The following is a 15,253-nucleotide window of genomic DNA, read 5'->3' on the forward strand; positions in this document are numbered from 1 at the left end:
TATTTGCTTGCTATTTATTTCGGTATCCCACATTTCCTTCTCCAGCAAGCCAGTTGTAAATTCAATTAGAAAAAAACAAGTAATTTTGCGGAAAGATACTATATTTATTTGAATCTATATCAGGAGAAAATTAGTGGAAGCGAATTTAAATAACTCAGTTGTCAACATTTAAAGTACAGAAGAGAACAAGCTTGACAAGTATTAGCGGAAATAGAAAAGTATATAAGATTACTTCATAATCTATGGGGTAGAAAGTTATGAAATTTAAAAATAAACTCAAATTTTGGCAATATTTACGACCTAAATACAGTCTTTACGCCCTAATTATCTTATTGGGCATCGCATTTTCATTTCATTCTGTACGCATCAAAACTACATTTTCGGAATTAAGAATTGCACCAGAACAGCTAGAAATCCCACAAGACAATGTCACGAGTCCAGAAGCAAAACAAGCACTAGAAGCAGGATTAGCTCTATATCAGCAAAGTAGACAACAGTCCCCAAGATTGCTACGACAAGCAATTACAAAGTACAGAACAGCTTGGCAATTGTGGCAAAAAGTCGGAGATAAATCATCCCAAAGTATTGCGCTGAGTGCAATTGGACAAGCTTACTCAGACTTGGGAGAAACTAGCAAAGCTCTAGAAGCTTACAACCAAGCACTCACTTTGCGTCGGGCAATTAGGGATAGAAATGGACAAGTCGCCACCCTGGGTAATATTGCCTCATTAGAACGCATTCAAGGAAATTTAGATAAATCCCAGAAACGGATTAAAGCCGCGATCGCAATTATTGAAGATTTACGTAAAAATTATACTAACCTAGACCAACGTAGTGCCTACTTTGCCTCAGTTCAAGGTTACTACAAATTTTATATCGACTTGTTGATGCAACTCCATAAGCAAAACCCCAAGCAAGGTTATGACGCACAAGCAGTTCACATCGCCGAACGTTCCCGCGCCAGGGGTTTAATTGAACTTTTACGGGACGCTAAGGCAAATTTGTGTAAGGGAATTGACCCCAATTTACTCAAGGAAGAAGAACGTTGGCAAGAAAAATATAACGAGCAAGAAAAGATATTATCTCATTACTTAAACCAACCCCAACAACCCACTCAACTAATTGCAGCAACCCAAAAAGAAATTAAAAACATTATTAAGCAACAAAATCGCATTGCTGCCAAAATTCACGCCCAAAATCCTGATCGGGAAAAAGTCATCAATCCCAAACCCAACAGAGATATTCTCAAATTACCGCAAATCCAAAAACTACTGGACAAAAATACTCTACTACTACATTATTCTTTGGATCAAAAACATAGCTATCTCTGGGCAATTACAGCCAATTCTATCTCCAGTTATCAACTTCCGGGACGTAAACAAATAGAAGAGACTGCACAAAAATTTCGAGGTGGAATACAAACTCCCCATGAATTACCCCCCGAAGTCATTCAATCTGCAAATGAATTAAGCCAAATAATCCTGGCACCTGTTGCCAAGAAATTACCAGGAAAAAGATTAGTAATTGTTGCCGATGGTGCATTACAAGATATTCCCTTTGCGGCATTACCTGATGTAAACCAAACTCCCCAAACACAAGGGCAACTCAATTACCAACCATTAATGCTCAACCATGAAATAGCCAATTTGCCCTCCGCATCAGCCACCGCTATCCAACGCCAAAAACTCGCAAACCGTAAACCTGCACCCAAAAAATTAGCCGTGTTTGCCGATCCAGTTTACAGTCCCAACGACGAAAGGGTTGCAGTTCAAAAGCAAAATAAACAACTCAATCCCACAGTTGCCAAATTAACAACTGACATGTCAGCATTTGAACAAGCCGAGCGATCGCAAATCGAAACTGTAATCAGAAATCAAGCTCAGGGAGCTTTCACTCGCCTCCCCGGTACAATCACAGAAGCAGAAGCCATTTTAAAACTAGTGCCGACAGCAAGTCGTAAGCAAGCGATCGGTTTTGATGCTAATTTCAACTCGGCAACCAGCAATAGCCTCGATCAATTCCGCATTCTCCATTTTGCCACCCACGGCTTTGTAAATTACGAAAAACCAGAGTTATCGGGAATTGTGCTTTCTTTATTCGATCGCCAGGGCGACTCAATCCCAGGTTTTTTACGCTTAGAAGATATATGGAATATTAACTATCCCGCCGACTTAGTCGTTTTAAGTGCCTGCGAAACCGGACTTGGTAAAGATGTCAATGGCGAAGGCTTAGTGGGGTTGACACGCGGCTTAATGTATGCTGGGGCGGCGCGAGTGGTAGTTTCCCTGTGGAATGTGAATGATGAAGGCACGTCGGTATTGATGCAGGAATTTTATCAAGAGATGTTGCAGCAAAATAAAACACCAACTGCCGCCTTGCGGGAGGCACAACGCAAACTGTGGTTAAATCCAGAATTTCGCAGTCCCTTTTATTGGGCTGCTTTTACACTCCAAGGTGAGTGGCTTTAGTGCGGTGATGGGGAGATAGGGAGATGGGGTGATGGATTTTCTATCTTTGTCACATCAAAGAGCGAGATTATTGAGCCAGTTAAAATCTCAAAAAACAAAGCAAGTCTACCTATATTTGTAATTCAAATCCAGGTAATATATCTTCTCCAGAAAGAATCGCTGGTATTTGCATAACTTCTACAGCTTGTTCGAGTCGGTAAATTTCCACTTGCTGATCTTGAGGATTAATTAGCCAACCCAAACGCAAACCATTTTCTATATATTCCTGCATTTTCCTTTGAATAGGTGCAAGCCTGTCTGTTTCGGAACGCAGTTCAATTACAAAATCAGGTACAAGTGGGGGAAACTTTTTTCGCTGTTCTGGCGTTAAAGCTTCCCACCTCTCCAACTTTACCCAAGCAGCATCAGGGGAGCGTTTTGCACCATTTGGCAGGATAAAGATAGTTGAAGAACTAAAAACTTTTCCTAACTTAGCTTGACGATTCCAGATTTCTAAGTCGGTGATTAGTCCAGCTTCCTGATTTCCACTTTCTCCTCCTACTGGTGGCATAATAATTAATTCTCCGGCTGCACTCATTTCCAGGCTTAAATCCCTATTGGCAATACACAACTGATAAAATTGCTCATCGCTTAAATGAGCGATCGGTTCTAGATTAAGCACAACAGTATTCATGGAACCTTTCCTCGTGCCTTTATTTAAAAGTTTAGCAGAAGTAAATTAAACCCCAGATTTCGATTTTGTAACCTTGTGCTGGCTTTGGAATCCCTTACTACTTCCGTAGTTCAGAGTCTTGAATTCCACCTGATTCGTTCCGGGGTTATAGAGAGTATAAGTTGCTTGACCTGGTGTCCGTCCCACATTCCCCACTCCAATTACTTGACGCGGATTCACAAAAAGCGTTTGGGGAGATCGTTGGCTATCAAGAGTTGTGAGTCCACTAGTAATAGAACCAGTTTGCAATTGATACTGAAAAGTTAAACCAGAACGTCCACAAAACAGATTATTTGCTTGCATCCTTGAGAGTCTATCAAGCATTTGAATTGGGGGAGTTTCTGGAGTCAGTTCGTCATCCACACTTACCGTTGAGCCGTGGATTAACAAACAATCTAATTCAAAAAAACCAAAGTCAAGGTTTCTCAACCATTGAATAGTCTTACACGATACACTATCCCATAGTAATTTTACTGTATCACCCCCATATTTTGCTATAAGTTCAGGAGTATCCCCAGTCGGACCCAGACCATGCAAAATCAAACACTGCTCTTCCCACCATCCCCTACAAATCAGGGGTTCTAATTCTCCCTGACGTGGGTTTAAGACTCGTTCTACTAATTTCTCGGCTTCTGGTCTTGGCCCTACTAAGTCGCCTAAGATATACAAAGCTTCTACCTGATTACCCTGACGCTTAATGTCAGCTATTACAGCTTCGTAAGCTGCTAAGTTAGCTTCAATTCCACTCAAAATTGCCCATTTATTCATATCTTTTTTTTAACGCAGAGGGGAGAGAGATTACCTTGTACAAACATGAGTTGGGTCATCCGCCCGTTCTGCATATTCCAACCCATGCGCTAAACGCCAAGCAAAAATTGCAGGTAAACCTTTTTCAATAATCGCCGCACAGGTTTTCTGATAGTCATAAGCCACTTCCCGCAGTTTGACTTCTTGGATATCTGTGTCGTAAATCACATAGGTAGCATTCGGTCGCCCATGTCGGGGTTCTCCCACTGAACCCACATTCACAATCCGTTTGAGAGGAGATGCAAAAGTGATTTCCTGTGCTTTTTCTCCCCTGCCAACACTAACATGTAACTGACCAGCATCCAGAGTCCGGGCGTAAGGCACATGAGTATGACCACAAAAAAGCACATCTGAATCTGTGGAAATTACTCGCTCTAATGCTACAAAAGCGTCGAGTTCAGGTAACAAATATTCATGGTTGCTATGAGGACTACCATGAACAAAAGCCAAATTTTCCTCTTTGAGACTATGGGGTAAATTGGCTAAAAATTCACGGTTTTCTGGGTAAATTTCCTTATTAGTCCACTCATGAGCCTGTATTCCTCTTTTTTCTGCCAATAAGGAGGGATAACTGCAATCGCAAGCATTCAAACCTTCCACAATATCTTCATCCCAACAGCCGAGGCAGGTGGGAATATCTAAAGAACGAATTTGAGCAACAACTGCATTGGGATGCGGTCCATATCCTACCAAATCACCAACACAAAAGATTTTTTCGCATGAGTGCTGGTCGATATCTAGTAATACAGCATCTAAGGCTTCGTAATTGCCATGAATACATGATATGACGGCTATTTTCATACTGGTTCCCCCTCTAATAAAATCTCTTTTACTTGTTGTTGGTATTGCAAAATCGCCGCGTCAGATAAACAGCAATCTGATAATGTTTGCTTTAAAGCTGCCTCATCCAAGTTTTGTCCCACCACTTCTAGTCCACTGAAACGCTGAGGTCTACCTTCCAAGTAGCGCGGTAAGCCTAATTCCAGAAAATCCGTTTGGGGAACGCCAGCGACAAAATCACAATAAAGTGACCTACCATCGTTCACGTCAAAAATTCCTTTAGCACGGGTGATAATACCATAAGCTCTGTGGGTGATTTCGTACCAAAATTCCTCTAAGCTGTTTTCGTCAATGACTTGACCGTTGCTTGCCGCACGCCATAAATTTTCAATAGTGTTGGTTTGGATTGGTGCGCCGCGTACAATCTCCTTCGCCCAAGTATGGTATTCGGAGTCTTTGAGGTCGAGTGGTAAGACTGCTATGGTACGGTAAGTAAGATTTTCTAATAGTTGTGCTACAGCTCCCAACTCTAGATAAAACCCCCATTCAATGAAAACCGCATCTGCTTTAGGTATTTGGTTCAGAAATTCAACTTGTTGAGCATCGCCAAAGACCTGTAAATCAGGAAATTCAGATGCTATACGGGTTTGGTCAACGGGAACAGTCCCAGTACCAGGGTTGTAATAAATTATTTTGTCAACATCGGCGATATCTCGTATCTGTTGACAAACCCAGGTAGTTTTTCCAGCCCCAGATGAACCAGCAACGACAATAATGTTTGCTACAGACATGCAATATAATGATAATCAATTTTGTATGATTTAAAATATAGTAGCAAGAAAATTGCTAACTTTACCAACGCCACACAGCTGTACCATCTGGTTTACCTTCGACTAATGCGATCGCCAGTAGCGGCTAAGGCGATTAAATTGTTGTTTCAAAAATTGGCAAATAGCACACAAAAAGTATTAGAGTGAAGTCTAATATACAAAAAATCAGAGTTAGTTTAGCTATTGCGTGAGGTTTAACTGTGCGCTCGCGTTCCCCCATGAGTCCTGTCCCAACCCAAGAGTTATCTCAGTCGAGTATTGTTTCGATTTCTAAGGCTGTCACCAAACCGCAACGTGCATCCGGCGGTTTTGCATTACTTGATAGTCTGCAACGTCACGGTGTTGAATATATTTTCGGCTATCCCGGCGGTGCAATTCTACCTATTTATGATGATTTGTACAAAGTCGAATCATCAGGAAGTCCGATGAAGCACATTCTTGTTAGACACGAGCAAGGTGCAGCCCATGCAGCCGATGGTTATGCCCGTGCAACTGGTAAAGTTGGTGTGTGTTTTGGTACTTCGGGACCAGGGGCGACAAATTTGGTAACGGGTATTGCCACCGCCTATATGGATTCGATTCCAATGGTGATTGTCACAGGACAAGTACCTCGACCGGCAATTGGTACTGATGCGTTTCAAGAAACCGATATCTACGGGATTACCTTACCAATAGTCAAGCATTCCTACATCATCCGTGATACCGCAGATATTGCCCGGATTGTTGCCGAAGCATTTTACATTGCTAGTACAGGTAGACCGGGTCCTGTATTAATTGATGTACCCAAGGACGTAGCACTGGAAGAATTTGATTATATTCCTGTAGAACCCGGTAAGGTGAAGTTACCTGGATATCGTCCCACAGTGAAGGGAAATCCCCGGCAAATCAATGCCGCAATTAGCTTAATTAGAGAAAGTCGTCGCCCATTATTGTATGTTGGTGGAGGCGCGATCGCATCTGCGGCACATGAGGAAATTAAACACTTAGCTGAATTATTCAATATTCCCGTCACCACCACTTTGATGGGTATTGGTGCTTTTGACGAACATCATCCTCTTGCTCTGGGTATGTTGGGAATGCATGGTACGGCTTACGCCAATTTTGCTGTCACCGACTGCGATTTATTAATTTGTGTGGGAGCCAGATTTGATGACCGCGTTACGGGTAAACTGGATGAATTCGCTTCCCGTGCTAAGGTCATACATATAGATATTGACCCCGCAGAAGTTGGAAAAAATCGGGTTCCTGAGGTTCCCATCGTTGGCGATGTCCGCAAAGTTTTAAAAGACATGCTGAAGCGATGTAAGGAAGATGGGGTTAAGGAATCTGCCAAACAAACAGAGGAATGGTTACATTTAATTAACCGTTGGAAGGAAGAATATCCTCTCGTTCCATCCCATTATCCCGACAGTATTTCTCCCCAGGAAGCAATTGTTGAAGTCGCTCATCAAGCACCCAATGCTTTCTACACTACTGATGTTGGACAGCATCAAATGTGGGCAGCCCAATTCCTCAAAAATGGTCCCCGTCGCTGGATTTCCAGTGCTGGCTTGGGAACAATGGGTTTTGGTGTCCCCGCCGCCATCGGCGCACAGGCTGCATTCCCTGAGGAAGATGTGGTTTGTATTAGTGGTGATGCTAGTTTCCAAATGTGCCTACAGGAATTAGGAACTCTTGCACAGTATGGTTTAAAAGTCAAGACAATGATTTTAAACAACGGCTGGCAAGGGATGGTAAGGCAGTGGCAGCAAGCATTTTACGGTGAACGTTATTCTTCATCCAACATGGAAGTAGGAATGCCAGATATTAAATTGCTGTGTCAGGCATATGGTATCAAGGGTATGGTAGTCGAGAAGCGGGAAGAATTAGCAGATGCGATCGCAGAAATGTTAGCGCATGATGGTCCCGTTGTCATGGATATTCGCGTCACCAAGGATGAAAACTGTTATCCAATGGTTGCACCAGGCAAGAGTAATGCCCAAATGATTGGTTTGCCGAAACAAACACCAAAAGTTGATGTGGAAGTTGTTTATTGCAGTAATTGCAGCGCCAAGAATCAACCAAGTAATAATTTTTGTCCTGAGTGCGGGACAAAGTTATAATTTTTAGATATTTTTGTTCATTTACTTCATTAATGTAGAGACGTTGTATCTAACGTCTCTATTTTTTATATTTAGTTAGTTGGAGATATAAAATTCACTAGTAAACTAAATTCCCAGTACCGCGCAATTGACGTAAGGAATTGAGACAAAAAGGACAATCACAACCAAATAATTGAATTGCGGCATCGCTTTCTTCTTCTGTAAAATCTAGCAATGCTACATTGATATCCGATTTACCTTCAGCAACGATTGTAGAAGTTATCGGTTTGGCATTTGAACTTCTGTCCGTATCGCGAATACAGATAAAATTATGACCACCATGGGGATTAGTAATACAGGTGCTATTATCTTGCGTGTGGATTAATTTCTGTTCCATTGCATAGGCAGGATTAATAATAGCTAAAGTTGACATAAATGAGGTGAAAATAGTCGAACTCGAAAGCAGAGAGAGAATGAATTTCTTATTCATATTTTTTCTGAAGAAACTAAACCTAATCGCCTACGTTATTCGATTAGTTCATAAAGGTCAAGTGATTTTTTTCTACTTGCTGCTATTAAGTTATTCTCTGAAAATATGTAGCTTTTTTTGGTTCCCGTGGAAACCATCCTGCTGTGCATCTGATAACTAATTAGCTGGACTTGATCAATTATTTTCAATTCATGATTTGCAACTTTTAGCTTAAGAAGCTTAAGATATTAAATATTATTACGTGGTTACTAATAATTAAAATTATTTTCATTTGGGTTTGCACCAATGTGAGAAGATGAGATGCGGCGGTCTGCTTGAATCGTGATGTTGACAAAACCCCAAAGATGCCAATACACCTGTAGTTATTGCTGCGCCGATTTCGCGGTAATAAATAATCGAGGGATGATACGCAATCTCCCGACTAGGTGATAGAAATAGGCGATGAAAATGAGTAAACACCTGGATAAGCAACTGAGGAACATACTTTCAGGTATAAAGCCACCTCTGATAAAAGGAAAAAGGGAGTTGCTTGCATCTGTTGGCGTTGCCGGCTGCATTCTGGGATTGAGGTGGCTGGGTTTATTACAATCTTTTGAGTGGGCTGCTTTAGATCGGTTTTTTCAAATGCGTCCTGTGGAACCAGCATCTGAAAGGATTACAATTGTAGAGATTGACGAACCCTCTCTGAGGTCAGTTGGTACTTGGCCTCTACCGGATGAGAAACTGGCTAATTTATTAACAAAATTAGATCAGTACCAACCTCGCGTCATTGGCTTAGATATTTATCGGGACTTAAAAGTTGGCAATGGCAAAGAAGATTTAGCTGCTGCTTTCCAAAAAACTAATGTCATCGGCATTGAGAGCTTATCGCAGAATGAAGAAAAGCGAGTGTCACCACCTGAAGATTTAGATAAAAATCGGGTTGGTTTTAATAATGTAGTCCTGGATGCAGATGGTAAAATCAGGCGAAATTTGCTTTATTGGCACATAGATAATCAACTTTACGAAAGTTTTTCATTAAAAGTAGCCAAGGAATATCTCCGGTTCTATAATATTACTCCCCAGGCTGCTGCTCAAAATTTAAAATCTTTACAATTAGGAAAAGCAGTATTTCAACGCTTTCAGCCATCTGACGGTTCCTATATCGATGCTGATAATAAAGGCTATCAAATTGTCTCGAATTTTTCCAAAGCTGCTTGCGAAACTTGTAAACCTGAACCTTGGGGTTTCCGTAAAGTTTCATTACGTGATGTCTTAGCAGACAGGATACCGGAAAATTGGATTCGCGATCGCATTATTTTGATTGGTTCGACTGCGCCTTCCCTACGGGACTATGTCCAGACTCCCTTTTCCAGTCCCTTGATAGGTACAGCCAGGGTAATGGCGGGCGTAGAGTTACAGGCACATTTTACGAATGAGTTAATTACTGCTGCGATCGATGGTAGACCGTTAATCAAAGTTTGGTCAAATTCCCTAGAATATTTGTGGATTATTGTGTGTGCCTATTTGGGTGCAATTGCAAGATGGCGAATCAAAAGCATTACTACCAGTTTTACCACAATTATAATTTTATGTGGCTTGTTTACTGTTTGTGCCTTTATTGTTTTTCTCGATGGTTGGTGGATACCAATCATACCGGGACTAATGGCGATTTTGGGTTCGACAATTACAGCAACTTGTCAAATAGCTTACATCCAAGATGAATTTAAACGCTCAAAGGAATTTTTACATCAAGTTATTAACACAATTCCTGACCCTGTTTTTGTCAAGAATAATAAACATGAGTGGATTGTCTTAAACGAAGCTTATTGTGATTTTATTGGTTATCCCAAAGAAGTTTTATTAGAAAAATCAGATTATAATTTTTTCCCAAAACATCAAGCGGATACTTTTCGGGCTTCCGATGAGCGAGTTTTGCAAACCAAACAACCCCATGAAGTTGAAGAAGAGTTTACCGATGCTAGAGGTAATACTTACTCAATTGCCACAAAAAGGTCACTTCACAAAGATGCTGCGGGCAATTATTTTTTGGTGGGGATAATTCGCGATATTACCAAACGTAAGCAAATAGAAGAAGAACTAAAACGTGCGGCGGCGGAATTATTCCGTTCCAATAACGAACTTAAACAACAAGAAGACCGCCTGCGTTATTTAGCTTATCATGACCCCCTCACCGGTTTACCCAACCGCAAATTATTCGCCGAACAACTTGGTGAATCCCTAGTTTGGGCAAAAAGCAATGATTTGATGGTAGCCCTCTTATTTATTGACTTAGATGGGTTTAAACAAGTCAATGATACCTTGGGACATGAAATGGGCGATCGCTTATTAGTCACAATTGCCGCCCGACTAAATAATATCCTCCGTGTTAGCGACACCGTTGCTCGCCTTGGTGGTGACGAATTTACCATCATTCTCCGTGCAATACCCAAGGAAGAAGTGGCTGCTAAAGTTGCGGAAAAAATCCTGTTAACTGTCACAGAACCCATTGTTTTAGAAAATAATATCGCTAGAGTCTCGGCAAGTATTGGTATCAGTATTTACCCTTTTAATAGCCAAGACTCGGAAACATTAATTAAACAAGCTGATTCTGCCATGTATCGTGCCAAGCACATGGGTAAAAATCGCTATGTCTTTGCCTAGGAAGTAAATTCCTAACTTCGTCTCCCAAATATTCCAGCCAACCTGAATATCACGTACAATAAAAATGCCCCAGGAGGGGATTCTGTGATAGTGGTATCTTAAATAAGATAAAGTTAAGTAACAAATATTAAAATTAAAAATTTTACTAGATACCACTTTGGTGAATACATCCTTGTCTCCATACACAACTTCTACCCCAATCATCGAAACAGCTAAGGAAGATATACAAGAATGTGAGACAGAACTTGCATTCATCCCTTTGTCTCCTTCCCTTGCTCCCCTCTTCCCTCCTACTTCTTTAACACCCCCTTTATCTCTTTTCATTTTCAGTGTTTCCGTGTTTTTAGTGACGGTGCCAGTTTTTATCGAAGCACCTTTAGTCAGAGCTATGCCTTGGGTAAGTGTTGGCTTGACTGGATTTTGGCTTTGGCTGAGTTTATTCTTAATGTCCCGTAACAAAACATATGTTTGGGGGGATTTACTCTTTGGTTTTAGCTGGAGTTGGTTAACGGGTTCGATTTATTGGGGTTGGTTGCGTTGGGAACCCCTATGGCATTTGCCTGTAGAATCGATGGGATTGCCATTTGCCCTGTGGTGTTTGTGGCGAAACTGGGGCAAAGTTGGTAATTGGTTCTATTTAGGTTCGCTATTTGGTACAGTCTTAACTGATATTTACTTTTATTTAACAAACTTAATGCCCTATTGGCGGCAAATCATGAACGTCGAGGTAGAAGTTGTACCATCAATTTTACAAGCGGCTCTGGTACAGGTGCAGACACCTTTAGGACAATTATGGGCACTAATTTTGGGAGTTTTGCTGTTATCAGTCGGAATTTTACCTTTGGCTCGACAGGAAAATCATTGGTATGCTTTTGGTGGTGCTGTTTTAAGTACGATTTTGGTTGATGCGCTATTTCTAATAGCTGCTATTTTTGCTTAAAATTATAGTTATTTTCATAACTCCATAATTGGACACAAATGCCATAAAACACGGCTAAATTGTGAGATTTAGTTAATTTTTTGTCACAAATATAGTCAAACCCGTAACCTGTAAGTGTTTTGGGTGTTAATTCGCTGTATATTAGTTTCTGATAACTGCTGTGTTTTTGATTGAACTATAGAAGTTTGTCACTCGTTATTTGTTCTTTGTTCGATGGAAAGAGGTGGAAACATCGTGAAACGATTGGCGCGTTTATTATCAATGCTGAGTTTGTTGGTAGCATCTTTGGGTTGGTTGGGAACCGCTCAACCCGCTCAAGCTAGCACATTTGACCATTTTTCTTGGCAATCTGTACCTGTTCTCGCAGTTGAGGAAGTCAAAGAGTTGCGAAATCGGGCAGATGATGCGTTGGCGGAAGTTTATGGTAAAAAAATCGATTTAAATAATACCAATATTGCTTCTTTTCAGCGCTTTCCTGGACTTTATCCAACCCTTGCCAGCAAAATTGTCCAAAATGCTCCCTACGATAAAGTAGATGACATTTTGAACATCAAAGGATTGAGCGAACGACAAAAGCAAATTTTGCAAAATAACTTCGATAACTTTACCGTTACAGAAGTTAAAAGTGTCTTCACTGAAGGAGATGATCGTTATAACAACGGTATTTACCGATAAATTTTAAGGCATAGGGCATTAGGAACCGGGAATCGAGCGATAGGATTGGAAAATTGTAGTGATATAAATCACTTCTTACCAATGTTACTGCCACCCTCTCCATTGCCCACTGCCCATTGAATGAGTACCCATTGCCCCATCCCCGATTGCTCACCTTGTCTGAACAAAATATTCCCGATCAATTTGATGTTTTAGTAGTTGGTGCGGGTGCGGCTGGACTCTATACCGCACTGTGCTTACCCCCAAGCCTGCGAGTTGGCTTAATCACCAAAGAAACTGTGTCACTGTCTGCTAGTGATTGGGCACAGGGTGGCATCGCTGCCGCCGTTTCTCCCGAAGATTCACCACAATTACATATTGAAGATACTTTACTGGCTGGTGCTGGTTTATGCGATCGCCAAGCTGTCGAATTTCTCGCTGAACATGCCCCCGCTTGCGTGCAATCTTTGGTCAATCTTGGTGTCGCTTTTGACCGTAGTGGTCAAAATTTAGCCCTAACTCTGGAAGCGGCTCATTCGCGCCATCGTGTACTTCATGCTGCCGACACAACTGGGCGTGAAGTCACAACAACCCTAACCACGCAAGTTCTCAAACGCCCCAATATTCAAGTTATTCAACAAGCACTGGCTCTGTCATTATGGTTGCACCCAACCACAGGACGCTGTCAGGGAATTAGCCTATTTTACCAAGGTCGCATCATTTGGGTAAAAGCAGCAGCCATTGTCCTGGCAACTGGAGGCGGCGGTCAGGTATTCGCGCAAACAACTAACCCTGCGGTAAGTACGGGGGATGGAGTGGCGATCGCTTGGCGACATGGAGGAATTTTACGCGATTTAGAGTTTGTCCAATTCCATCCGACTGCCCTGACTAAACCTGGTGCAGACCGTTTTCTAATTAGCGAAGCTGTACGGGGTGAAGGCGCATATTTAGTTGACGATGCGGGGAGACGTTTCGCGTTTGACTACCATGAAGCTGGCGAATTAGCACCTCGTGATGTCGTCAGTCGAGCTATTTTCAATCACCTCCAAAAAACAGCCCCAGACCTGGCAACGGCGAATGTTTGGTTGGATATGCGTCCTATCCCTGCTGACAAAATCCGCCACCGCTTTCCGAATATTGTCAAGGTTTGCCAGCGTTGGGGGATAGATGTGTTTTCCGAGCCGATTCCTGTCGCTCCCGCAGCCCATTACTGGATGGGAGGGATTGTCACCGATTTGAACAACAGCACTAATATTCCTGGACTTTATGCAGTCGGGGAAACAGCTAGCACGGGGGTACATGGAGCTAATCGACTAGCGAGTAATTCTTTGTTGGAATGTATTGTCTTTGGCGCGCAAATGGCAAATATCGAGCCGGAAGTATTGGCGATGCGTGAAGAGGTAATCGCACTTAAATCCTCTGCTCAAATATCAACTTTTGATATTTCCCCGACTGAATATCTGAAAATGCAAACATATCTTGAAGACTTGCGTATCAATATTCCCCGACTGATGTGGCAAAGTGCAGGTATTTGTCGAGAACAGCAAATTATGGAAGATGCGATCGCGCAGACAGTTACTTGGCGGCATGAATTTGCGGCATTACCAATTACCCAGTTTATAAATGCCCTGCTTCCAGGAGATTCTGCGACTTTTCCAGAGTCTAGTCAGATGTCTAATGTGGAAAAATATTTGCGATTATGGGCAGAAACTCAAAACCTTCTAGATATCGCCTATCTAATTCTCAAAAGTGCTGCCTTCAGAACGGAAAGTAGAGGTGGACATTTTCGACTTGATTTTCCTGAACCAGTGAGGGAATGGGAAGCACACACATTAGTGGAAAACAATATTTGGTTTAAATCCTCTATGGAGGGGTAATTATAAATCACTGATAATTAAGAGTAATTTTTGTCTCCGCCGCAAGATATTACGGATCATTGCCATAGCTACCTTGTGCCGCTTCCGTATTCGCTATCAGGACCACCATAATTGGGTGGTTGGAACTCGTTGTGAAATTGAGACTGTAGTGGAGCTAGCTGCCAAATTTGGTAATTTATCTTAGTGGTAGTGGAATTACTTGTTGCTGCATGGTCAGATTTTGAGGCATCTGCAATCCGGGGCAAGAGAAAATGTGCGCCCATAAAAAAGATAATTGCAATTGTCATTCTTAAACTCATAACCATAAGCTCGGTAGCACCCCTTGTTTTATGGCTCATTTGTCTTAACTGGTTTATTAATTAGCTCTACTAAAAGAGTGTTTGCAAGTTGAGAATTGGATCAAATTTTGGTCTTTTTCTCAATTGGCTACTGATTTCGAGACGCTTCCGCAATAGTTACGAAAACGGTAATCTCACTTAGTAAATTGTGAAGATTGTTATTTTTCTTCACAAAAGGAATACTACAGTATTAACTCCATTTTTTACATCACCCTTGGGAGTGATTCATTCAACTACCAGAATTAACATACGGTCATACCTGATAGCGCTTTTCTTTCATATTATCTTAATATTTATCAGTATAAATACGTACTTTTTCTGCTTCAGTTATTTACGGGAAATCACGCTTGATGGAACTTTTTGATGAAATATTCAAGATTTTGACATTATTAAAAATACCGAAATCCCAGGATGACATGTTGCCATTTTGGCAATCATTAGATATTTTAATTTTTTAAATAATTATTACTTATATTCAACTTTTATTCTATTTTGTATATACGTAAGTGAAAACTCGTATTAATTTGTAATTTCACGTGAACTGGGGAAGGGATTATACCAATTCTCCGAAAGAAAGTAACAGATGGTGACGCGGGGACGCACAGATGGAGAGACACGGAGATTTATCTTATA

The 15,253-nt window shown here is 41.4% G+C and carries 12 protein-coding genes; 6 read left to right on the forward strand and 6 right to left on the reverse strand.

The annotated features are described in order from the left end of the window. Window positions 1–257: 257 nt before the first annotated feature. Window positions 258–2,468 carry a CHAT domain-containing tetratricopeptide repeat protein gene (locus VB733_RS18945; RefSeq protein WP_323341617.1) on the forward strand — a complete coding sequence of 737 codons (2,211 nt, stop codon included), beginning with the start codon at window positions 258–260 and terminating at the stop codon, window positions 2,466–2,468. 109 nt (window positions 2,469–2,577) lie between these two features. Here the strand turns inward: VB733_RS18945 and VB733_RS18950 are convergent, their stop codons facing one another. Genes VB733_RS18950 through VB733_RS18965 form a run of 4 tightly spaced genes read right to left on the reverse strand, consistent with a single transcriptional unit; the run spans window position 2,578 to window position 5,558 of the window. Beyond that, window positions 2,578–3,141 carry a Uma2 family endonuclease gene (locus VB733_RS18950; protein WP_323341618.1) on the reverse strand — a complete coding sequence of 188 codons (564 nt, stop codon included), beginning with the start codon at window positions 3,139–3,141 and terminating at the stop codon, window positions 2,578–2,580. A gap of 45 nt (window positions 3,142–3,186) precedes the next feature. Continuing rightward, a complete protein-coding gene (locus VB733_RS18955; RefSeq protein ID WP_323341619.1) occupies window positions 3,187–3,948 on the reverse strand; it encodes a metallophosphatase in 762 nt (253 codons plus the stop codon). Window positions 3,949–3,978: 30 nt separating this feature from the next. Beyond that, window positions 3,979–4,788 carry a metallophosphoesterase family protein gene (locus tag VB733_RS18960; RefSeq protein WP_323341620.1) on the reverse strand — a complete coding sequence of 270 codons (810 nt, stop codon included), beginning with the start codon at window positions 4,786–4,788 and terminating at the stop codon, window positions 3,979–3,981. After that, complete coding sequence (locus tag VB733_RS18965) at window positions 4,785–5,558, reverse strand: GTP-binding protein (protein WP_323341621.1); 774 nt, start codon at window positions 5,556–5,558, stop codon at window positions 4,785–4,787. Before VB733_RS18965 ends, VB733_RS18960 begins: the two co-directional genes overlap by 4 nt. A gap of 239 nt (window positions 5,559–5,797) precedes the next feature. On the opposite strand from VB733_RS18965, the gene ilvB reads away from it, so the two are divergent. After that, a complete protein-coding gene (ilvB, locus tag VB733_RS18970) occupies window positions 5,798–7,699 on the forward strand; it encodes a biosynthetic-type acetolactate synthase large subunit (protein WP_416336333.1) in 1,902 nt (633 codons plus the stop codon). Window positions 7,700–7,796: 97 nt separating this feature from the next. On the opposite strand, the gene VB733_RS18975 is transcribed toward ilvB, so the two are convergent. Continuing rightward, window positions 7,797–8,168, reverse strand: a complete 372-nt coding sequence (locus tag VB733_RS18975; RefSeq protein WP_323341622.1) for a hypothetical protein — start codon at window positions 8,166–8,168, stop codon at window positions 7,797–7,799. A 447-nt stretch (window positions 8,169–8,615) separates the two neighbouring features. On the opposite strand from VB733_RS18975, the gene VB733_RS18980 reads away from it, so the two are divergent. From VB733_RS18980 to nadB, 4 genes are all read left to right on the forward strand, one after another. Next, window positions 8,616–10,811: a CHASE2 domain-containing protein gene (locus VB733_RS18980; RefSeq protein ID WP_323341623.1), complete on the forward strand. Its 2,196-nt coding sequence runs from the start codon at window positions 8,616–8,618 to the stop codon at window positions 10,809–10,811. Window positions 10,812–10,968: 157 nt separating this feature from the next. Further along, window positions 10,969–11,751, forward strand: a complete 783-nt coding sequence (locus VB733_RS18985; protein ID WP_416336334.1) for a DUF3120 domain-containing protein — start codon at window positions 10,969–10,971, stop codon at window positions 11,749–11,751. Between the two features lie 213 nt (window positions 11,752–11,964). After that, window positions 11,965–12,426: a photosystem II complex extrinsic protein PsbU gene (gene psbU, locus VB733_RS18990; RefSeq protein WP_323341625.1), complete on the forward strand. Its 462-nt coding sequence runs from the start codon at window positions 11,965–11,967 to the stop codon at window positions 12,424–12,426. 155 nt (window positions 12,427–12,581) lie between these two features. Next, window positions 12,582–14,282, forward strand: a complete 1,701-nt coding sequence (gene nadB, locus VB733_RS18995) for an L-aspartate oxidase (RefSeq protein WP_323341626.1) — start codon at window positions 12,582–12,584, stop codon at window positions 14,280–14,282. A gap of 68 nt (window positions 14,283–14,350) precedes the next feature. Here the strand turns inward: nadB and VB733_RS19000 are convergent, their stop codons facing one another. Further along, window positions 14,351–14,569 (reverse strand): hypothetical protein, encoded by a 219-nt coding sequence (locus VB733_RS19000; RefSeq protein WP_323341627.1) that lies wholly within the window; start codon window positions 14,567–14,569, stop codon window positions 14,351–14,353. Window positions 14,570–15,253: the final 684 nt, after the last annotated feature.

Source organism: Calothrix sp. UHCC 0171 (assembly GCF_034931845.1).
Lineage (GTDB): Bacteria > Cyanobacteriota > Cyanobacteriia > Cyanobacteriales > Nostocaceae > Brunnivagina.